Raw genomic sequence first — 20,664 nt, 5'->3', positions numbered from 1 at the left:
GACGTTCACAGCATGAACGAAAGTTGACCCGTTCAAAAAATGTCGATAGATTGAATCTATATTCTACTAGGAAGTACCCGTATGCCACCTAAGTCGGACATCAAAACAGACATCGAATTTCTTCACTCTCTTGAGGAAGGCGAAGTTATGTCACAGATGACCTTGTCAAAACGTATCGGGGTTTCGATCGGCTTTACAAACGCCCTTTTAAAACGAGCCATCAACAAGGGTTATGTCAAAGCAAAATCGGCCCCTTACAAAAGATTTGCTTACTACCTGACACCGAGAGGTTTTAGTGAAAAAAGTCGACTCGTTGTGGAATATCTGGACAGCTCACTCGGGTTTTTCAAAAATGCCCGTAGACAATATGTTGAAATATTCGAACAAGCTCATATTCGCGGCCAAAATAGAATCATATTGCTTGGCGCAGGAGAGTTGGCAGAAATAGCCATTATGGCGGCTTGGGATTCAAAAGTTGAACTAATTGCCATCATTGATGCAAAATCTCGGCGCGAGGCTATTGGAAACTTAGTTGTACTAAAAACACTGGATGAAGCCACCGCATACGATGCTCTTGTTCTCACAGATTCAGATGAACCTCAGGCAACTTTCGAGAAAGCCCGCCGACTTAAGGTCAACGCTCAATTAATTGTTCCGGATTTTCTCCGCGTCCATTCTCCTGATATCTTGGGCAAGGAAAACTCATGAAAAAGTGGTACGTGGTCAACACTCAAGCTAATCAAGAAATCAGAGCTGAAATAAACCTTGCCCGGCAAGGATATCAGGTGTTTTTGCCTTACTTCATGAAGTCCCGCAAACATGCCAGGAAAATTGACATCGTCAAAAAGCCCCTATTCCCTGGATATATATTTGTAGCACTAGATGTGACAATTGACAGTTGGAGTCCTATAAACAACACTTTTGGCGTTCGCCGCCTTGTTGCGAATGGCAACCATCTGCCGAGTCTACCCGATCAATTTGTTTCCTACTTAAAAGATACAAGTAACAACCCAGAGCATGCAGACCCAGATTTGCGAATAGGCACCAAAGTGAAATTTCTAACCGGCCCATTTGCAAATGTAATCGGGACCCTATCACAAATGATTGACAAAGAACGAATTAGCATCTTATTGGATTTACTTGGTAGAGAAGTTACTGCAACGACCTCACGCCTCAATGTAACACCTGCTACCTAGGCAGCAAATGTTGGCAGCAAAGATAACCGGGCAGAATAGTAATTCACCCGAAGTGCGGTAGCATGAAGATATCGAGCATGAACAACACGAAATATAACTTCTATGAAGCATCCTTTTAAATGACACAAACATTTGCCCTGATTGGTGCAGCTGGATATATCGCTCCGCGCCACATGAAAGCCATCAAAGAAACAGAAAATAACTTGATCGCCGCACTGGATCCCAGCGATAGCGTAGGCATTATTGATAGCTACTTTCCACAAGCTCGTTTTTTTACAGAATTTGAGAGATTTGATCGACATATAGACAAGTTAAGAAGACGTGGGGATTGTGTTGATTATGTGAGCATTTGTTCACCCAATTACTTGCATGATGCCCATTGTCGTTTTGCGCTGAGATCTGGTGCTCACGCTATATGCGAGAAGCCCTTAGTATTAAACCCATGGAATATAGACGGCTTACGAGAGATCGAGAAACAAACAGACCGCAAGATTTATTCCATCTTACAGTTGCGTCTCCACCCTGCCATTATTGCCTTAAAAGAAAAAGTCGCTGCCAACCCAAACGAGATCTATGATGTTGACCTCAGCTATATTACATCTAGAGGAAAGTGGTATCATGTTTCTTGGAAAGGCGCTGACGAGAAATCTGGTGGAATTGCAACAAATATAGGTGTACATTTTTACGATATGCTTGGCTTCATATTTGGCCCGCTACAACAAAATCATGTTCATATTCGAACAGGAGAGCGTGCTGCTGGGCACCTTGAGTTCAAACAAGCACGGGTCCGATGGTTCTTGTCAGTAGACCAAGCAGATTTACCCCACCAAGTTAGGGGGCAGCAGCCCACCTTTAGGTCAATTACCATTAATGGTGAGGAAATAGAGTTTTCGGGGGGCTTTACTAATCTTCACACGGATAGCTACACACACATCCTTGAAGGTGGTGGCTTTGGTTTGGAAGAAGCTCAAACATCCATTGAGCTTGTATCAACAATCCGATCACTGCCAATCACCCCCCATCTTGGTGAACTCCATCCTCTCACATACTCACATATCTAAAAGACCCCAAAACATGCCAGCCCCATCATCAATCTATATTCACGAAAGTTCATACATTGATGCCAATGTTAACATTGGCGAAGGTACAAGAATATGGCATTTCAGCCACATTCTTGGCGATGTAACGATCGGGAAAAATTGTACTTTTGGACAGAATGTTATGATTGGACCGTCTGTAAAAATTGGAGATAATTGTAAAATTCAAAATAATGTAAGTATCTACAAAGGAATTACAATCGAAGACGGTGTGTTTTGTGGACCGTCTTGTGTTTTTACTAACGTCAATAATCCGAGGGCGGAAGTAGAACGCAAGGACGAGTTCTTGGATACTACTGTTCGCAGAGGCGTTACAATAGGAGCAAATGCGACGATTGTATGTGGCCATGAACTTGGGGAATACAGTTTTATTGCCGCTGGTGCGGTTGTGACAAAGAACGTCAAACCATTTGCCTTGATGGCCGGCGTCCCAGCAAAGCGGATCGGTTGGATGAGTAAAGCTGGATCAAAGCTCCACGATGATCTCGTATGTCCAATTGACAGAACAGAATATGAGGAGACCCTTGACGGCAATCTTGTGGTCAAAGAAGTTTCTACAGAAGTGTCAATATGAAAAACATCTCCTTTATCAACCTAGATGCGCAACGTTTGAAATTAAATGGCGCAATAGAAGCTGCAATTCAGAAAGTAATACATCACGGCCAATTTATTATGGGCCCCGAAGTCCGTGAATTCGAGATCGCGTTAGAAAAATACACAGGCGCACACTACGCCATAAGCTGTGCAAATGGAACCGATGCACTTTCTCTCGCACTGATGGCTATGGATATTCGGCCGAATGATGTTATTTTCGTACCAGCCTTTACTTTTGCGGCCACCGCAGAAGCGGTAGCTCTTTTAGGAGCTGTACCATACTTCGTTGACGTCGATGAAAAATCATTTTTATTGGACCAGACGAGCTTAAAACGTTCAATTCTCGACGCCCAAACCCGAGGCCTTCGGCCACGCGGTATAATAGCTGTAGACCTCTTCGGCTCCGTTCCTGATTACGAAACAATTCAAATTATCGCAAAAGAAAACAATCTTTTTGTAATAGCTGATGCAGCTCAAAGTATTGGTGGTGCTCGCGGCAGCAAACAAGTCGGCACGATGGCAGACATAACAACAACGAGCTTCTTCCCCAGTAAACCGTTGGGCGCATATGGTGACGGTGGTGCAGTCCTGACCGATAATGCTGAAATTGCCGAAAGTATCAAATCTTTACGTATTCATGGCAAAGGAAAAAATAAGTACGATAATATACGGATTGGCATGAACAGCCGCCTAGATACGCTACAGGCAGCCATTCTAATAGAAAAGCTTAAAATCCTTCCAGAAGAGATCGAAGCCCGCCAAAAAATTTCAGATTATTACTCTGAAAGACTCCCTAAACCCATAAAAAAGCAAGACATCCCAATCACAATCAAATCTGCATGGGCACAGTACACTATATGCAGCACAAACCGCGACAGAATTAGAGATCGATTATTAAGAAAAGGCGTCCCCACAGCTGTTTATTATCCGACACCACTAAATAAACTTCAAGCATACAGGGACTATCCCATAGATCCTTTAGGACTCTACATATCTCAAAAGCTTTCGCACCTCGTATTCAGCCTTCCTATGTGTCCATACCTGACCCAAAAAAATCAGGGCCTAATCTGCCAACTTCTTGAGAAAGCATGTCATTCTTAATGAAAGACAAAATTATAAACCTTCTCTACCTCCTCGACCATAGAACCAGACGCTTGACACCTTTAATGATATTATCAGGAGTCATCTTATCTTTTCTGGAAATTATGGGATTGGGATTAATTTTCCCTTTGGTTCTTCTTCTTCTAGAAGATGCAAATGAACCTGCGAACCCACTACTCCAAAATATCTTCCGAATTTTTCCCCTTAAGAGTAGTGAAGAAATAGCTGTGATTCTCGCCATTATTATTTTCGCACTGATTATTCTAAAAAATTTAGGATCTATCTTCGTTTTTCACTGGCAGAACAAGACACTAGCACGCTTCGAAACCTCTTTAGCCTCCTCACTCTTTTCTGCACATCTTCATGCCCCTTACTCATATATCAGAAACCGGAACTCGTCTGAACTGATCAGAAATGTCTATTCTTTGAGTAAACAAATTGTAGCCCTCATCCTTCTTCCAGCAACTGCGTTTATAGTTGAATTCGTTACACTTGTTCTTGCACTCTGTATCCTTATTGTAACAGACCCATTATCATCCGGAATTGCATTTTCCATTCTTGGTGGTGGAGGTTTATGCTTATACCTGCTTTTGCACAAGAGAGTCGGACTATTAGGCAAAATTGTACAGGATGAAAACGTTAACCAACTTACATGGATCAGACAAGGCTACGGTGCGATCAAAGAGCTGCATATCTTTGATAGACAAGACTACGTAATTAACGTTGTAGATCAACACACAAGAAAGCTATCAAAGCTTTATGCAGAGCAAAGGCTTTATCAAGCTTTTCCACGATATATTCTAGAAATTCTGATTGCAGTGACGCTAGGCTCAATAGTCCTGACGCTCTCTTCCCACCGTTCTTCTGGAGAAGTAATCGCAACACTTGCACTTTTGGGAGCAGCAAGCCTGCGTATTGCCTCATCAACCAATCGCATATTGGTATCAGCGCAACAATTGCGAATTGGATCCGCTGCAATTGACTGCCTATCCGAGGAAGTCGCATTAAAAGAAGCCATACCTTCGTCGCGGTCACCCGCGACTGCGGAAAAATACAGCTATGACGAAAAATTGAACCTAAATTCTGTGTGCTACAGCCACCCCGACCAAGCAAAAGGGCAACTCAGAGACATTAACTTTTCCATTACCAAAGGAGAGAGTGTCGCGATTGTTGGCGCTTCTGGGGCAGGAAAATCAACATTAATTGACCTGCTCTTAGGCTTCCACCAGCCACAAACCGGGGAAATCCTCTGCGACCAAAGTAATATTTTTACCAACCTCTCTGAATGGCGCAAGATTGTCGGATATGTACCTCAAAAAATCTATCTTATAGACAGCTCAATTCGGCAGAATATAGCATTAGGGCTACCAGAATCTGAAATTAACGAAGCCGCTGTTCACAAAGTGATCTATCAAGCTGGTCTCGAAGATTTCTTAGCATCACTACCTGAAGGCCTTAACACCATTGTTGGAGAAGAAGGAGCTCGACTTTCAGGAGGGCAAGCACAGCGCATCGGCGTTGCACGGGCACTTTATGCACAACCAAAGCTCTTGATTTTTGACGAAGCGACCTCTGCACTAGACGCTAACACCGAAAAATTTATCATAAATGAATTGCTCGCGCATAATCAGGCAAGAACATTGATTTTTGTAACTCACAGGTTGGGTGCCGTTCGGAACTTCGACAAGATTGTCTTTATGGGCGATGGGAAAATTCTTGATATTGGCAGCTTTTCAGAATTGATAAACAGGAACTCGGAGTTCCAACGATTGGCTAGTGATGGGGGCGTGACTTCTCTCTCCAGGTGACCTTAACGGCGTACTTCAATGACAAATCTCGTGATACACTTCTGCTGTAGTCTTTCCACTGCCATTGGCATGGGACATTTTCAGCGCTCTCTTGTACTAGCCAGACTGGCTCAGGAACGAGGTCACCACGTGAATTTTCTTCTGCTAATTAGTCAGGAAATAGCGACCAAGGCCTTGATTGAAAACAAACTCAACTACCACTTTGTTTCAGGCGAACAGTTCTCATTTTCAGCGCTCAGCACTTATTGCCACCCCCATCATTTCCTTGTTCTAGATCTTTGCGACCATATCACCATGCAAAACCCAGCACCACTGCATAGCCTGGTCAAGACTCTGAACAAGAATAATATTAAAACAATACTCATCGATGGCTTAGGGCAGGAGATCTACCACCGCCCACCAGAAGAAATGCCCGAAATCTTAATATCTCCCTATGTAATGAGTGAGGGATCAAAAACTGCCAGAAATTGCGAGCACTGGTTGAATGGCGGACAATATGCCGTATTGCCGCCAGAAGTCCTATTACACAAATACAAAGGGGAAAAATCAGGCAAGCTCCTAATCACAATGGGCGGAAGTGACCCAGACTACTTTACAGAAGCCCTACTTGAATACCTTCTCGTAACAAACGCACAGGACTTCTCTTTCATAGAAAAAATTGAAATCATCGTAACACGCCTGTTCTCTAAAGACCGAATAAATCCTATCAAAAATGTGGCATCTCAAATTTCGCTCGAGACAACTGTTTTGGTTAATCCTCCCAACTTCCTCGAAGTATTGGCGTACAGCCGCTTGGTTCTCTGCGGATACGGCCTCACACGTTATGAGACAGCAGCGATCGGCGTACCAACGATTGCCCTTATAAAGGACGAAATTGCAGAGAACACGAAACCATTCGAAGACGAAGGAATCATGCCGCTTGTCAACACCAGCAAAAACGGCTGGAAAACCTGCCTGTCAGAAATCGTAAAAATGCAATTGTCCTCGCTGCACCCTCTCCAACCCCAACAAACCATTGATGGTAAAGGCGCAAACAGGATTATTCTCCACCTTGAAAAGTTTGCCTGACTAAACTCTTCGTCAATGGGAAACACCTTAATCGCATAAAAGGTATCTACCTATGCCATCCAGATACGATGTAGAAATCAGGACAGCTCGGCAAGCCCGTATTCTAGACATGAGAAGCGGGACTTCAGAAGGCGTGCAAACCCGCTTCAAACAGCTTATTCATCAATTACCAAATGTAGATAAAACCGAAATTTCAAAAACGTGGGAACTCATCTGCTCTCTAGATTACAATCATCCAGGATTAACCAAGGCTGCCTATCTACTACATCCTATTAGGACAGCCTCACTTTTGATACGCTTTAGTGACAACACCACAGCGGAGAGTATTGTCCTAGCACTCTGCCACAACTTGATTGAAGTTGGATCCAAAGAAGCCAGCTCAATCTTAGCAGAAATTGACACAGCCTATCCGTCGACCTCTAATGCAGTTAACGCCTTAAATGTGGATCGCGCCCTCCAAAGAAATCCTCACTACCTAGCCAGCTACTACCAGAATATTTTGACAGAACCGGATAAAGTCGCCCAAGTCAAAATTGTAGACAAAATGGACAATATACATATCTTGTGCCTAAATCAGGTTAGCGAAATTAGAGATAACTACCTTCAAGAAATCGAAGAGTATATTGTCCCCATGGCGCACAATAAGCTTCCACAGGCCGTGGACTATCTAAGTGCACTGATCCATAATGCTAAAATTACAGGATATCAACCATGAATCTGCTACTAGGCAATAAGGTCGCGCTCGTAATTGGCTCCAGTGCCGGGATCGGATATTCCATTGCAAAATCTCTTGCAGAAGAAGGCGCCAACGTCATTCTAGTATCTAGGAATGAGGCAAAACTGGAAAATGCTGCACAAAAAATTCGAGAGAATACAAACCAAGAAATCAGACATATTACGTTTGATATTTCTGAACACTCAAAGATCCCCTCTTTGATCCAGGAAGCTTTGGAATTGTTTGGGCGTATTGACATCTTGATCAATAACGCCAGTGGCCCTGCACCAGGCACCTTGGAGGCAACTACATCTCACGATTGGCAAGCAGGTTGGTCTTTGACTTTAATGTCAGTCGTTGAAGCGACGAAGGCAGTGCTGCCAATTATGCAGCGCAATCAGTGGGGACGCATCATTTCCATCACCTCCATACTATCAGAAGAACCCTCTGCAGGCATGGTGATTTCAGCAACTTACCGGGCCGGTGTCGCAGCTTTCAACAAGGCTGTTGCAGGACAAGTCGCTGCTGAGGGCATCACAATCAACACCGTGCTACCAAGCGCAGTTCTGACGGACAGAGCCAATTACCTGATAGGCCTACAAGCCGAGAGTGACGACATCACGTTCGAAGCCGCGCTGGAAAGAGCGCAAAGCAATCTGCCCATGAAGCGGTTCTCATCCGGAGAGGAAATTGGGAGCCTAGTCACATATCTATGCTCCGAACAAGCTGCCTATATCAGCGGCCTAACCCACAAAATCGATGGCTGTTTGTCCAAAGGGCTGTAACTCAATAGTGAATGAAACGGCGACATGAAGCTCTTTACCTCAGATTTTTTCTCGGCTCCTCAAAATTCAGGCCAGAGCGCTCCTATTTCCGGGGATCATATCGCTGAGCTCGTCAGTAATTTTTATCCTCACCTTGGCGCCGTCCAAAATATTACGCCCTGTGATGGCGGCGGGATAAATTCTGCCAATTTAAGAATAGAAACCGAGAACAGTATTGTTGTTGCTAAAAAAAAGACAGCACCAGACATTAAGCCTCTTGAGAGGCAAGCAGTCTTTACCAATGAAATTGCGAAGATTAACGACACACTCTTCCCTTCTCTTTTGAGAAACTCACGCAAAGAGTTCCTCACTGTAGACGGGAATGATGTTTGGATCCTGCAGAACTTTGCCGAAGGGAAGCAGTTCCAAGGCTCGCTCGGCGAACTGATTTCATACTGTAAAACACTGATAACGCTCCGCTCCACACTTGCAACGATGAAGGCTGAAGATCTTTCCGAGCAATCACTTAACGGAAAGGATATTGCACAGACTTTACTGGAGGACTTTTCTACAACCGAAGCGCTTTTCGCAATTACAGGCCCTCTTGGTCCAGAGATCCTTTCGCAAAACTGGAATGAGATTGTCATTCAAGCCTGCGATCGTGTACTCCAAGCTGACATCGGTCGGCCCCCCACTTTGAGCCCCTTTCACATCGACTTGCACCCACACAACGTGCTATGTCACAAAAATTCCATTGCGGCAATTGTGGATTGGGAATCATTCAGGCAATGTAATGCCGAAGCCTTCATCGGCTTTTCACTGATAAAAATGGGACGCCAAAGCGTGGCCAATGGCGTTGGTTTCTCGACTGTCCAGCAACAAATCTTCGCAGTGTGCGACAAACTTGAACTACCTTACACCAATACGCTTCTTCTGGGCCTTTCAGAGCTTTTAAGAAGAATTTGGAACGTTATTAATGTGAACAAGATGCATCAGGATCGGCGATGGAACTCATTTCTACCGCTCATTATGCGCAATGTCGGCGAAGGACTTTACTTCATTGATAAAAAAGAACGATCTTAACTCTCTTTACTCTTTGGACAGCTCCAATGACTGAGACATCCCTAAACACATGTAAAATTGACGGCTATACGATCGGCGATGGAAGTGCTCCTTACATCATCGCAGAAGTCTCAGGGAATCACGCTGATAACTTAGATCACGTTCTAAAGCTTATGACTGAGGTCTCTAAAACCGGTGCAAATGCTATCAAGTTTCAGACATACACTGCCGACAGCTTGACTCTCAATGTTCGCTCGCCGGACTTTTTTATTGAAGGCGGTTTGTGGGACGGCCAGTATCTCTATGATCTCTATGAAAAGGCTCACACTCCTTGGGATTGGTTCGGCCCAATCTTTGAACACGGGAAGAAATTGGGCATCACTGTTTTCTCTTCTCCGTTTGACCACGCGGCGGTGGATTTGTTGGAAAGGTTTGATGCTCCAGCTTACAAGATTGCTTCACCAGAGCTTCTCGATTGGTCCCTAATCGAATATGTTGTCCAAACTGGAAAACCATTTATCGTTTCCACCGGAGCAGCTTCTCTTACTGATATTTTGGAAACACAGGCCTTCATAAAATCACTCGGTGCAACCAATTACTGCTTTCTGCACTGTATCAGCGCCTACCCTGCTCCGACTGAAGATTCTAATCTCTCCCGCATAAAAGTCCTCGAAGAACGTCTCGATTGCCCAATCGGTCTGTCAGATCACAGCGAAAAGCATCACGTAGCAGAACTCGCAATTGCCGCAGGCGCTACGGTCATTGAAAAACATGTAAAAGCAGAGGACGACACCACAAGCGTTGACGCGGCATTCTCTCTTACAGTAAGCGAATTTTCGGAGCTGGTACAACGTTGCAACCTTGCTCACAAAATAATGGGCACCAGTACCTACGGGCAGACTCAGGCAGAAAAAAGTAACCCACGCTTCAATCGGGTGATCTACACGACAAGAAACATTGCTAAGGGCGAAATTCTCTCTTATCAAAATATACGCTCAATCCGGGGCCCTAAAGGCGCTTGCGCGAAACACCTTGGTTCTCTGACCGGTCGAGTGGCTACAAGAGACATTCCTCAAAACGCACCAGTATTTCTTGAGGATACCCAATGGGGTAATAAGGAATAAGAATGTCTAGAAATCAAAAAAAACTGGTCATATTCGGGGCGGGTGAATTTGCAACACTAGCACGATTTTACTTCACTCAGGATGGGGTAAGAGAAGTAATCGCCTTCTGTGTGGACGATGACCAAAAATCATCAGGTAGCCTTGAAGGCTTGCCAGTCATTACCTTTTCACAACTTATTCGGGAATATCCTCCAGCGGAATTTGATGCCCATGTCGCAGTCTCCTATACCCTGCTCAATCAAAGGCGGCAGGAAAAATTCCAACAGCTCAAGGAGGCAGGCTACAAGCTCGCATCCTACATTTGTACAAAATCCGTTTTTTGGGATGACCTTCAGGTTGGGGAGAACTGCTTCATACTCGAGAATCAGACAATCCAGCCACAAGTTAAGATTGGCGACAATGTCATGATCTGGTCGGGAAACCATATCGGGCACGGAACTCAAATTCTTGATCACAGTTATATTGCGTCCCACGTCGTGATATCAGGGCATTGTGAAATTGGGAAACGCTGCTTCATCGGCGTAAACGCAACTCTGAAAGACTTTACGAAAGTGGGTGATGACTGCGTCATCTCCATGGGAGCAAATGTAACGAAAAACATGATCGAGGGCAGCGTCGCCGTTCAGGAAAGCGCTAGTATCCATGGGCCAGATCATCGCCTCTCTCGCACAATAAAGCGCTCTTATTTCGGGATCAAACAGTGACTCGTGAGAAACAGTACCTAGAGATTGTCTCCTTTTACGAAAATTGCCTGAAGCAACATGGAACCGGCCATGCAGCTGTCAATTGGGGATCCAAGGAAGCCGCCGAAAAGCGTTACAAAGTTATGGCTGATTTGATCCCAGCCCATCAGGAAGATGAAGTTTCTTTGCTCGATTTTGGCTGTGGCCTCGGAGCATTCAAAGCCTATCTTCAGCAAAATAACGCCATGCACATTAGATACTGCGGGCTTGATCTCTCCCCTGCTTATATAGAAAAATGCAGAGAGCTTTATCCCAATACTGAATTTTATTGCATCGACATACTAGAAGATGAAAACGTCTTACCCGAGTTTGACTACATCATCATAAACGGTGTTTTTACTCGTAGTAATGATCTAGGCTATAACCAGATGTGCCTCTATCTTGAACAAGTTCTTCAAAGACTTTCAAGAAAAATACGCCTTGGCCTCGCCTTCAATGTTATGTCAAATTATGTAGATTGGGAAGGTGAAGGACTTTTCCACCCGAAGCTAGATGACATAGCAAAAATCGTCGAGAATACAATCTCTCGCAACTTTATTATCCGCAATGACTACGGGCTCTACGAAACAACTTGCTACGTCTATCGTTAAATAATCTATCAAGGAAACGACAATGGCTTGGGAAAAACTCGGCCTTCTCATTACACCAAACAAAAAAATGTGGTGGGCACAGTCTCATGCGATGCTTCCAACTCCAGAAAACTTAACTGGAGATGTCTATAAAATTTACTTTGGTAGCCGAAATCAACAAAACCAATCACATATAGGCTACGTTATCATTGATATTACTGCACCAAGTATAATTCTTGAATACTCCTCTGACCCCATTCTCAAGCCCGGCCGATTAGGCTGCTTCGATGATAACGGTGTATTGCCATCTTGCGTCACAAGCAACGGCACAGAAAAACTACTATACTACATAGGATTTAAACCAGGGGGAACCACTCGAATGGATCTCTTTGGTGGAGTTGCGATTAGCTCTGACAATGGCAAAACGTTCGAGCGCTGGTCAGAGGCACCAATAATTGGACGCAGTAGAGTGAATCCTTTGATAAACACTGCCCCTTGGGTAATCAAATCGGAAAATGGCTGGCTTATGTATTATGTTGGTGGCGTCGAGTGGATAACCCCTGACCTGCCCCGATACAACATCCAAATTGCAACATCAGATGATGGGCTTAATTGGCATCGCGAAGGTAAGGTGGCAGTTAACTTTAAAAATCAAAATGAAACCTCGCTCGCACGCCCATACGTCTTTCACAACGGTAAAGAATGGGAAATGTGGTTTTCTCACAAGGGGAAAGCATATCAACCAGGGCACGCGACTTCTCAAGATGGAATTAACTGGACGCGCAACGATGCAATATGTGCTATCGGTTCTTCGGGTATAGGTCATGATAGCCATATGATGGAATACATGATCGTATTAAAGAGTTCTCAAGGAAAGGTCATGTTTTACAATGGAAATAATTACGGTTATGAAGGAATTTGTGTCGCAATAGAAGCCTGATCCAATATTTTATAAAGTATAAACAATGAAACAAGTTGCTATAATGCAGCCAACCTTTTTGCCATGGGTTGGGTACTTTGCAATGATTGAAGCGGTTGATTGCTTTGTCTTTCTTGACAATGTCCAATACGATAAGCGCTCATGGCAAAATCGAAATAAACTCAAATCCGCAAATGGTATTCAGCTTGTATCTGTCCCCACGAAGACAAAAGGTCTCTATAATCAACTCATCAATGAGGTCCAGCTCAACGAGTATGGTAATTTTTCCCATACCTTTTTAAAAAGCCTCCAACATAATTATAAGAAAGCACGAGCCTTCAATGAGATATTTCCGAAGATAGAAGAAATTCTGACTGCAGATTATCAATCTCTCTGCAAGCTCAATATCGCCATCATCCATAAGATAATGTCACTCTTGGATATTCGGACTGAAATTGTTTGCGCGAGCCAATTAAATGCCAAAGGAAAGAAAGCAGAACTGCTTGCACAGATTTCTATAGAAGTTGGAGCTGATCACTATCTATCAGCACCGGGTTCAAAAGACTACCTTGAGCAGTCTTCATATTTCGAAGAGGCCTTAGTACCCTATAGCTATTTCCAATACCAGCATCCAATATATCACCAACTCTATGGAGCCTTCGAAAGCCATCTCTCCGCTTTGGATCTTTTAATGAATGAGGGAACAGATAGTGGAAAAATCATGAGAGCTGGACTCCTCATTTAACATCCGCTTTGTTTCTGAACTCCCAGGAGAAAGCGTTCCTTTTCTTTCGCCAATGAGAAAATTCATGTAGCAATCTACTACTCCCCAATTATGCAGAGCCTTCTCATTGGCTACAATACTGGTCATCCCAGCTCATCCTAATAGAGAAAAAAGGTAGTAAAATAATAGTTGCAAGTCATTATATTGTCCACAAGTTCAGAGAAAAAACTAAAGCACCTATGTTCAAAAATAATGGCTATTCAATTGATAAAATTAGTCTTCGTTATAAATATTAGCATTTTATTTACGAGAGATCTTGAGCGTTGCTTCAGGAGAAAACGATGACAAAGTTCTCCCACCGACCGTCTCGATGGCTGGTAACCGGGGCAAGTGGCCTTCTTGGGCACCACCTTGTTAAGCATTTAAATAAGCAAGGCGCCAACACTGTTGGCATTATCAACACACACACACCAGTTGAAACGAATTCTGTATCAGTTCAACTGGATCTTCTGCAACCTGCAGCTCTTTCCACCTATCTATCTAGAGAGAGATTTGATGTCATTTTGCATGGTGCAGGGCTGACTAACGTTGATTTTTGCGAAAACAACGAGCCATATGCACGCAAGCTCCATGCAGAGGTATCTGGGGCTCTGGCGCGTGAAGCACGCCAAAAAAATGCCAAATTCGTATATATTTCAACAGACCATCTTTGGGACGGGACAAGGCCTTTTATAAAAGAAGGCACTCCTCCGACACCATTAAACGCCTACGCACGCACAAAATGGGAAGGTGAGCAGCAGAGCCTCTCTTTTAATCCTGAAAGCCTGATCATCCGTACCAACTTCTTTGGCCCCGGCCTTCCCTGGCGGCCCTCATTCTCAGATTGGATGATCAACTGTTTGACGAGTGGAGAACCCCTTAATGGGTTCGTTGATTCCTTTTTCACTCCAATCTCCACAGATCATCTTTGCCAAGCCATTACGGATTTGATTGAGAGAGAGGCAAAGGGAGTCTATAACGTTGTCGGATCAGACCGTGTATCAAAATATGAGTTTGCTAGTCGGTTAGCGGATTTGCTAGAGATTGACAAAACTCGGTTACATGCGGCATTGACCAAGGACGCAGGTTTAGTCGCGCCTCGCCCAAGGGACATGTCGTTAAGTTCAAAGAAGGTTAGTCGTTTTCTGGGAAGAGAGATGCCGTCTCTGAGTATAAGCTTAAAAACACTGCTATGAAATAGAAATTTGTATTTTCTCAAAAATTGCATAGAAAAATTAGATAAGGATCAAGTACAATGAGTACAGGACAAACTCATATTTTAAATAATAGTTCCATTCTTATAACTGGAGGTACTGGTTCCTTTGGGACAGCGTTTATCCATAAGCTTATTAAAAATTATTCACCAAAGCGTATCGTTGTATTCTCCAGAGATGAACTGAAACAATATGAGATGGCTGAGAAAATTAGCCATCCAAACTTACGATACTTCATTGGTGACGTACGCGACGAAGATCGCTTGAGGCGCGCTCTCAATGGCATCGATATTGTGATCCACGCAGCAGCGCTGAAGCAAGTCCCTGCGGCAGAATATAACCCGATTGAGTGTATTAAGACCAACGTAATCGGAGCCGAAAACATCATCAATGCCGCCATTGATACTGGTGTGAAGCGTGTTATTGCCCTTTCTACCGATAAAGCCGTGAATCCAATGAACCTCTATGGGGCCACAAAGCTCTGCTCTGACAAGCTCTTTGTTGCCGGCAATAACCTTTCACCGATTGGCGGACCGATTTTCTCTGTTGTTCGCTATGGGAATGTTGTTGGCTCGCGTGGAAGCGTGATTCCCTTCTTCAAAGAGCGCCGTTCGACTGGTAAGCTACCAATCACTGATCCTCGCATGACACGTTTCTGGTTAACGCTAGCCGAAGGTGCTGCCTTTGTTGAAAAATGCGTGGATCTCATGAGGGGGGGCGAGGTCTTTATTCCCAAAATACCGTCCATGAAAATTACAGATCTGGCATCGGCAGTTGCACCAGAGTGCGAACAGGAAATCATCGGAATTCGCCCCGGCGAAAAGCTCCACGAAATTATGATTCCAAGCGACGAAGCACGAAACACACGCGAATATAAAGACTTTTATGTCATCCAACCCGCTCACCACAATTGGGTTGATCAAGTTGCTAACAAATACGAGAACGAACTCGGCGTCCCTGTCGCTGAGGATTTCGCCTATTCAAGCGACAACAATGGTGAGTGGTACAGTGCAGAACAACTTAAAGCGGTAATAGATTGACAGTCTCCAGGCCTCTCAACTATGGACGTCACTTGGTCGAAGATGACGATATCCAAGCTGTAGTATCAGTTTTAAAAGGTGATTTGATCACACAAGGTCCGACGGTAGAACGCTTCGAACGAGCCATCTCCGACTATGTGGGTGCAAAACACGCAATTGCGGTGTCCAGCGCGACCGCCGGACTGCATATTGCCTGCATCGCTGCGGGCTTGGAGCCAGGAAAAAAGGGAATTACATCTCCTCTTACCTTTGTCGCCTCGGCAAATGCTATGCGCTATTGCGGCGCTGCGGTTAAGCTGGTCGATATTGACGCAGAAACCCTCAATATCTCTTTTAAGGAACTCCAGCTTTCTTTGGAGGATGATCCTGAAATTTCTGTGGTCATGCCGGTTCATTTCGCAGGTTTGCCTGCAGATATGCAGAAGATCAGGAAAATCTCTGGCGACAGAATAGTTATTGAAGATGCCTCTCATGCATTAGGCGCTCGATATGAGTGCGGCTCCCCCGTCGGGTGTGGAAAGTACTCTGACATGTGTGTCTTCTCCTTTCATCCCGTGAAACCCATCACCACAGGTGAAGGAGGAGTCGTCACAACCAACGACGATGATCTCGCCCACAAATTGCGCCTCTTCCGAACACATGGCATTGAGCGAGATCCTCAATATCTCGATCCAGACGAAGCATTTGAAGGTGATGATCGCCTGCCGTGGTATTACGAACAACAGCACCTCGGCTTCAACTACCGCTTGACAGACATTCAAGCTGCACTGGGCCTCAGTCAACTAGCAAAGCTCGATCGTTTCATAGAAACACGAAAAAACATTGCTCGGCAATACGACGAAGCTTTTTCCGCTCTTCCCTTCATAAAGGCCAACCAAACTTCTGAGGCCTTTCGCAGGCGCTCGGGACACCATCTCTATACGGTAAATATTGCGCTCGAGAAAATTGGCTTAACACGACTTGAGATTGTGAAAAAACTGTACCAGTTCAAAATTGGTACACAAATTCACTATATTCCGATTTACCGACAGCCTTATTACAAAGAGCTGTCTCCATTTTCCGTGCTAGATTTCCCTGTGACAGAATCCTATTACCAAAGTTGTCTCTCAATCCCAATTTTCCAAGATCTACAAGATCAGGAAGTCAGACACGTTATTGAATCCCTTAAGAAAATTATATCAGTGTAGGTTGACCTATAAGACCTAGGCTTGACGCTCCAAGCCCTTATCCCGCCAACTTCCCGATAAAAAGAGAACCCATGATGAAAATATTGGCTATCGTGCCAGCACGAGGAGGATCCAAGCGAATTCACCGGAAAAACATCAAGGACTTTTGCGGAAAACCGATGATTATGCATATCCTGGATTGCGCTAAAAAAACAGAGATTTTTGACACGATTCATGTCGCAACAGATGACGCAGAAGTTCGGGAAATTGTATCGGCAGCAGGTTTCCCCCCTGAATTTGAACGTTCATCAGATTGGTCAGATGACCATTCCCCATTGATACCTGTCCTACAGGAAGCAATATATCAACACAAGAAATGTGGCAAAGAGTTTGATGCTGTTTGCCTACTAATGGCCTGCTCCCCTTTAGTACTCCCGAAAGATCTGCAAGAGGCCGCTGATATATTCTCGTCCCACAGAGGACTAAAAGCGGTTCTTTCCGTTACCCCTTTCCCCGCTCCAATTGAATGGGCATTTTCTCAGAATAAAGATCACAGCCTCTCACCAGTGAAAAACAACAAAATGGGTATTAGGTCTCAAGATATAGAAGAACACTACTATCACACAGGGAACTACGTAATCTTCCCGACACAGCAGATCTTGGATTGCACAGGCCCAGGTACTTATCACAATTTTGTAGGCCATATCTTACCCAAACATAGATCTGTAGATATTGATACAGAAGACGACTGGAGAATAGCAGAGGCTCTTTTTCAGCACATGAAATTGATCAGCTAAGCCGAACCAAAGCAATCAAATATGAAACGTCTCAAAAAACTTCAAAACAGGATTGTATTCCGTTTCTACACATGCAAAGTTCTCTTACTCTACCGGACATATATAGGCTTAAATAGCAACCCAAAAGCACAGGCCAAGTACCACGAAGTATCTGAGCATTTGTACAGACTGCTTGGTAAAGAATTGAACCTTCCTGACTCAACTGGATGGGGTCTTATCCCTAAGACTTTACGCCCGAATCTGGATATCTTCCTTCGCCAGTATTTAACAAGATACGCCTTGCAAAAACAGACAACTCTTCTGTTCTTTCAGATGACTTCGCAATACGCGATACCAACAGCAATCCCCGTTCCCCACCTCTGGAGAAAAATACTTAGAAGCCAAGGCTATCCTGTACCATCCTTTCGGTCTCGCCTAGCATTCCTCTGGCTACAATGGCAAGCATACTCAAGAGGAATTCGGCGAGTTGCCAGTCTTTCCATTCGGGAACTGAAAACACCCCCAAACGTTGGCACTTCGCCTCCTTATGCAGTCATCTGTGACTGCCCCAGCAGTGCCATCACCCAGAATAAGACAGACTTCCAACATTCTCGTACACTTCTAACTTGGTACAAGAACAGCACCATTATCCCCAAAGGGATCAAAGAGATTTGGGCCGAATGTCCTTCACTAATTAATGCACATCAGTCGACCGAAACTGTAAAAATCGTTGAACAGGTTCACCCAGTCATCCAAAGTAAACTTGGTAAAATCCACTTTGTGCTTTCCTCCATTGGATTGTGCGTACTGTCCTTCGCCCAGTGGATTTGCGGCCACTGGTGGACTCCTCTCATCCTTGCAGACGCCATCACCCTCAATCACTTTGCACGACTTGCACCTGGACAAATGGCTTCAAGCTATCTTTTCCATTTCGGAAATTGGGATCTCAGGCCATTGTGGACTTATCTTGCCGAACGGCAAGGAGCACGTGTTCAGATTGCATATTACTCCTGCAACACCCTACCCTTTTGCTTTCAAAATGGTGAACGCCGCCCCCCCCTTCCCATCCTTCCTATTATCAACTGGCCAGAAAATGCTGTCTGGACCGAAGCTCAGGCCGAATATTTCTCTCAGCACATGGTTCACGCCGGAGATTTTAGTGTCGAAGGACCAATCCCCATAGGCGACACCCAAACCCTTTTGCCCGAACTTCCTAAAAGGTACGTTGCAGTTTTTGATGTGACAGCGCAGCGTCCTGTATCACTAGCTGCGCGTGGAATCTATGCCGACTATTACTCTTCCGAAACTATCTGTTCTTTTTTACTGAGCGTCAAAGAAGCTCTTGCTCAAAAAAATTTGACAATGGTGATAAAAAGGAAAAGAAATGTGGGACGAATAGCGGACAAAGATTACGTAAAAACGATCAACGCACTCACAAGCTCAGAAAACATTATAGAAGTTGATCCAAAAATTTCTGCTGAACGCCTCATAGAGAAAGCGACCGCGGTCATCTCTATTCCCTTTACAAGCACGGCTCACATTGCAAAAGCACTTGAGAAGCCATCCATTTTCTTCGACCCAGTCAATAAGCTCGCCAAAGATTGCGCCGCAACAAGAGAAGTTCCACTTGTTTCCACCATCAATGAGCTTGTAGATTGGCTTGAGAATCTCCCTTAGCCTTGAAAATGCACTTTAATATTTTCCCACACGGATCGCCACACCTATGAACCTCCTCGCAAGACTTCTTCAAGCCCACAAGCAGAAAAAAAATCAGGTCGCTAAGCGTGCTTACGAATTTAATGCAGAAGTTGGCTTCTGGGGTGTTAAGTCCATTGAGATGACCTCAGAAGGTGAAGCAGGTGTATACGATGTCGTCCATAATGAAGATGGCAACAGAGACATTCCATACCTTCCCAAAGATTCAAAAAACAGTATTGTCTGTATTGGTGGCTCACATTCATGGGGAGGAGGTGTCAACCAGACAGAACGATATTCTGACGTTCTGAGAGAACTCACTGGTGAACAGATTGTAAACATGGGGCATTGTAGTCTCGGGCTTGACCAAGTATGTGTCGCCCTCATGCAAAAATCAGCAAAATACAACCCCAAAATAATTGTTATTGAGCAACACCCATGGGCAATTGTCAGACTGTTGAATAACTATGTAAACGGATATCTCAAACCAGTTTTCAGCCTCGATAAAACTGGGAAACTTTGTTTTCAAAAGGTGCCGAACTACGCGAAATATACTTCGGTTCGGAATTTGATTGGCCGTTATTACGCCTACAGGAAAGAGCTCAATGAATTCCGATCAGGTATTGAGCTGGCATCAGATTACGATCCGCTTACCGATCCCGTGTTCTTTCAGTGGAAAGGAAACCACTACGACTACATCAATACTCTTGCGGAAAAGGTCATCGCAGTCATTCGCGACCATTGTCGTAAAAATAACATTAAGCTGCTATTTTCATTAGGCGTTATCCATCAGCAGTTTTACAATAGCCCTCCCTCCCTGCTCGTCGACTACAACCTACCCCGTAGACGTCTGATACAAACACTAGACAAACTAAACGTGGCCTGGGTGGATATGACTGCTCCAATGTTATCAGAACATACTGCAGAAGACCCAGTGATTTTTAACGACGGTCACATCAACGTTAAAGGCCATCGGATTTTTGGTGAAGTTGTAAGTGCAACCTTGGAGGATAAGGGTTGGATATGAACGAAACTCTCCAAGTACTGATTCTCAAACTTGCCCGCTCAAAAAAGACATGGCAAGAAAAAGCCAAATACCTATTTTACGGTTTAATATTCTATCCTCTGCTTAAAAAAGAGGAGATCCGTCAATTAAAGGGGGAAAAAACCTCAGATACCAGCACTGTTGGTGATGATGTTTACCCATTGTTCTGATGCTTAAAAATTCGATTGTGATACTCGGTGATTCC

The 20,664-nt window shown here is 44.3% G+C and carries 22 protein-coding genes; all 22 read left to right on the top strand.

What is annotated here, in order from left to right:
- Positions 1-81 precede the first annotated feature (81 nt).
- The 22 genes from B152_RS0113295 to B152_RS0113190 all read left to right on the top strand — a co-directional run bounded on the left by B152_RS0113295 (position 82) and on the right by B152_RS0113190 (position 20,629).
- The gene (locus B152_RS0113295; protein ID WP_020592918.1) at positions 82-708 is read left to right on the top strand and encodes a helix-turn-helix domain-containing protein; all 627 of its coding nucleotides are present in this window, start codon (positions 82-84) and stop codon (positions 706-708) included.
- Positions 705-1,196, top strand: coding sequence for a transcription termination/antitermination protein NusG (gene nusG, locus B152_RS0113290; protein WP_020592917.1), 492 nt, complete (start codon positions 705-707; stop codon positions 1,194-1,196). The genes B152_RS0113295 and nusG overlap by 4 nt, the downstream gene beginning before the upstream one ends.
- A 119-nt stretch (positions 1,197-1,315) precedes the next feature.
- Positions 1,316-2,257 (top strand): Gfo/Idh/MocA family oxidoreductase, encoded by a 942-nt coding sequence (locus tag B152_RS0113285; RefSeq protein ID WP_020592916.1) that lies wholly within the window; start codon positions 1,316-1,318, stop codon positions 2,255-2,257.
- A 13-nt stretch (positions 2,258-2,270) separates the two neighbouring features.
- Complete coding sequence (locus B152_RS23710; protein WP_033406395.1) at positions 2,271-2,867, top strand: acyltransferase; 597 nt, start codon at positions 2,271-2,273, stop codon at positions 2,865-2,867.
- Complete coding sequence (locus tag B152_RS0113275; RefSeq protein WP_020592914.1) at positions 2,864-3,988, top strand: DegT/DnrJ/EryC1/StrS family aminotransferase; 1,125 nt, start codon at positions 2,864-2,866, stop codon at positions 3,986-3,988. Before B152_RS23710 ends, B152_RS0113275 begins: the two co-directional genes overlap by 4 nt.
- Positions 3,988-5,796 carry an ABC transporter ATP-binding protein gene (locus B152_RS0113270; protein WP_020592913.1) on the top strand — a complete coding sequence of 603 codons (1,809 nt, stop codon included), beginning with the start codon at positions 3,988-3,990 and terminating at the stop codon, positions 5,794-5,796. Before B152_RS0113275 ends, B152_RS0113270 begins: the two co-directional genes overlap by 1 nt.
- A 129-nt stretch (positions 5,797-5,925) precedes the next feature.
- Positions 5,926-6,864: a hypothetical protein gene (locus tag B152_RS0113265; RefSeq protein ID WP_020592912.1), complete on the top strand. Its 939-nt coding sequence runs from the start codon at positions 5,926-5,928 to the stop codon at positions 6,862-6,864.
- 52 nt (positions 6,865-6,916) lie between these two features.
- Positions 6,917-7,579: a hypothetical protein gene (locus B152_RS0113260; protein ID WP_020592911.1), complete on the top strand. Its 663-nt coding sequence runs from the start codon at positions 6,917-6,919 to the stop codon at positions 7,577-7,579.
- Positions 7,576-8,364: an SDR family NAD(P)-dependent oxidoreductase gene (locus tag B152_RS0113255; protein ID WP_020592910.1), complete on the top strand. Its 789-nt coding sequence runs from the start codon at positions 7,576-7,578 to the stop codon at positions 8,362-8,364. Before B152_RS0113260 ends, B152_RS0113255 begins: the two co-directional genes overlap by 4 nt.
- A gap of 24 nt (positions 8,365-8,388) precedes the next feature.
- Positions 8,389-9,426 (top strand): aminoglycoside phosphotransferase/kinase family protein, encoded by a 1,038-nt coding sequence (locus B152_RS0113250; protein WP_020592909.1) that lies wholly within the window; start codon positions 8,389-8,391, stop codon positions 9,424-9,426.
- Positions 9,427-9,452: 26 nt separating this feature from the next.
- Complete coding sequence (pseI, locus tag B152_RS0113245; protein ID WP_020592908.1) at positions 9,453-10,529, top strand: pseudaminic acid synthase; 1,077 nt, start codon at positions 9,453-9,455, stop codon at positions 10,527-10,529.
- Positions 10,530-10,531: 2 nt separating this feature from the next.
- On the top strand, positions 10,532-11,233 hold the full coding sequence (locus B152_RS23705; protein ID WP_020592907.1) for an acetyltransferase: 702 nt from the start codon (positions 10,532-10,534) through the stop codon (positions 11,231-11,233).
- Positions 11,230-11,862, top strand: coding sequence for a class I SAM-dependent methyltransferase (locus B152_RS0113235; protein WP_020592906.1), 633 nt, complete (start codon positions 11,230-11,232; stop codon positions 11,860-11,862). The genes B152_RS23705 and B152_RS0113235 overlap by 4 nt, the downstream gene beginning before the upstream one ends.
- 22 nt (positions 11,863-11,884) lie before the next feature.
- Positions 11,885-12,781 (top strand): glycoside hydrolase family protein, encoded by an 897-nt coding sequence (locus B152_RS0113230; RefSeq protein WP_020592905.1) that lies wholly within the window; start codon positions 11,885-11,887, stop codon positions 12,779-12,781.
- A 25-nt stretch (positions 12,782-12,806) separates the two neighbouring features.
- Positions 12,807-13,505: a WbqC family protein gene (locus B152_RS0113225; RefSeq protein ID WP_020592904.1), complete on the top strand. Its 699-nt coding sequence runs from the start codon at positions 12,807-12,809 to the stop codon at positions 13,503-13,505.
- 320 nt (positions 13,506-13,825) lie between these two features.
- A complete protein-coding gene (locus tag B152_RS0113220) occupies positions 13,826-14,719 on the top strand; it encodes an SDR family oxidoreductase (protein WP_020592903.1) in 894 nt (297 codons plus the stop codon).
- Positions 14,720-14,778: 59 nt separating this feature from the next.
- Positions 14,779-15,777: a UDP-N-acetylglucosamine 4,6-dehydratase (inverting) gene (gene pseB, locus B152_RS0113215; protein WP_020592902.1), complete on the top strand. Its 999-nt coding sequence runs from the start codon at positions 14,779-14,781 to the stop codon at positions 15,775-15,777.
- Positions 15,774-16,964, top strand: a complete 1,191-nt coding sequence (gene pseC, locus B152_RS0113210) for a UDP-4-amino-4,6-dideoxy-N-acetyl-beta-L-altrosamine transaminase (RefSeq protein ID WP_020592901.1) — start codon at positions 15,774-15,776, stop codon at positions 16,962-16,964. The genes pseB and pseC overlap by 4 nt, the downstream gene beginning before the upstream one ends.
- A 71-nt stretch (positions 16,965-17,035) precedes the next feature.
- Positions 17,036-17,740, top strand: coding sequence for an acylneuraminate cytidylyltransferase family protein (locus tag B152_RS0113205; protein WP_083921894.1), 705 nt, complete (start codon positions 17,036-17,038; stop codon positions 17,738-17,740).
- 21 nt (positions 17,741-17,761) lie between these two features.
- Positions 17,762-19,396 carry a polysaccharide biosynthesis PFTS motif protein gene (locus tag B152_RS0113200; protein WP_020592899.1) on the top strand — a complete coding sequence of 545 codons (1,635 nt, stop codon included), beginning with the start codon at positions 17,762-17,764 and terminating at the stop codon, positions 19,394-19,396.
- Positions 19,397-19,442: 46 nt separating this feature from the next.
- Positions 19,443-20,441 (top strand): SGNH/GDSL hydrolase family protein, encoded by a 999-nt coding sequence (locus tag B152_RS0113195; RefSeq protein ID WP_020592898.1) that lies wholly within the window; start codon positions 19,443-19,445, stop codon positions 20,439-20,441.
- Positions 20,438-20,629 carry a hypothetical protein gene (locus B152_RS0113190; RefSeq protein WP_020592897.1) on the top strand — a complete coding sequence of 64 codons (192 nt, stop codon included), beginning with the start codon at positions 20,438-20,440 and terminating at the stop codon, positions 20,627-20,629. The genes B152_RS0113195 and B152_RS0113190 overlap by 4 nt, the downstream gene beginning before the upstream one ends.
- Positions 20,630-20,664 lie beyond the last annotated feature (35 nt).

The sequence above is a fragment of the Kiloniella laminariae DSM 19542 genome, from assembly GCF_000374005.1.
Taxonomy (GTDB): Bacteria; Pseudomonadota; Alphaproteobacteria; order Kiloniellales; family Kiloniellaceae; genus Kiloniella; species Kiloniella laminariae.
Note: the sequence above shows the minus strand (reverse complement) of the source record. Positions and strands in the feature narration are given on the sequence as shown.

Coding starts and splice junctions, on each gene's coding strand:
- B152_RS0113295 (WP_020592918.1), top strand. CDS start 82: ATGCCACCTAAGTCGGACATCAAAACAGACATCGAATTTCTTCACTCT.
- nusG (WP_020592917.1), top strand. CDS start 705: ATGAAAAAGTGGTACGTGGTCAACACTCAAGCTAATCAAGAAATCAGA.
- B152_RS0113285 (WP_020592916.1), top strand. CDS start 1,316: ATGACACAAACATTTGCCCTGATTGGTGCAGCTGGATATATCGCTCCG.
- B152_RS23710 (WP_033406395.1), top strand. CDS start 2,271: ATGCCAGCCCCATCATCAATCTATATTCACGAAAGTTCATACATTGAT.
- B152_RS0113275 (WP_020592914.1), top strand. CDS start 2,864: ATGAAAAACATCTCCTTTATCAACCTAGATGCGCAACGTTTGAAATTA.
- B152_RS0113270 (WP_020592913.1), top strand. CDS start 3,988: ATGAAAGACAAAATTATAAACCTTCTCTACCTCCTCGACCATAGAACC.
- B152_RS0113260 (WP_020592911.1), top strand. CDS start 6,917: ATGCCATCCAGATACGATGTAGAAATCAGGACAGCTCGGCAAGCCCGT.
- B152_RS0113255 (WP_020592910.1), top strand. CDS start 7,576: ATGAATCTGCTACTAGGCAATAAGGTCGCGCTCGTAATTGGCTCCAGT.
- B152_RS0113250 (WP_020592909.1), top strand. CDS start 8,389: ATGAAGCTCTTTACCTCAGATTTTTTCTCGGCTCCTCAAAATTCAGGC.
- pseI (WP_020592908.1), top strand. CDS start 9,453: ATGACTGAGACATCCCTAAACACATGTAAAATTGACGGCTATACGATC.
- B152_RS23705 (WP_020592907.1), top strand. CDS start 10,532: ATGTCTAGAAATCAAAAAAAACTGGTCATATTCGGGGCGGGTGAATTT.
- B152_RS0113230 (WP_020592905.1), top strand. CDS start 11,885: ATGGCTTGGGAAAAACTCGGCCTTCTCATTACACCAAACAAAAAAATG.
- B152_RS0113225 (WP_020592904.1), top strand. CDS start 12,807: ATGAAACAAGTTGCTATAATGCAGCCAACCTTTTTGCCATGGGTTGGG.
- B152_RS0113220 (WP_020592903.1), top strand. CDS start 13,826: ATGACAAAGTTCTCCCACCGACCGTCTCGATGGCTGGTAACCGGGGCA.
- pseB (WP_020592902.1), top strand. CDS start 14,779: ATGAGTACAGGACAAACTCATATTTTAAATAATAGTTCCATTCTTATA.
- B152_RS0113205 (WP_083921894.1), top strand. CDS start 17,036: ATGATGAAAATATTGGCTATCGTGCCAGCACGAGGAGGATCCAAGCGA.
- B152_RS0113200 (WP_020592899.1), top strand. CDS start 17,762: ATGAAACGTCTCAAAAAACTTCAAAACAGGATTGTATTCCGTTTCTAC.
- B152_RS0113195 (WP_020592898.1), top strand. CDS start 19,443: ATGAACCTCCTCGCAAGACTTCTTCAAGCCCACAAGCAGAAAAAAAAT.
- B152_RS0113190 (WP_020592897.1), top strand. CDS start 20,438: ATGAACGAAACTCTCCAAGTACTGATTCTCAAACTTGCCCGCTCAAAA.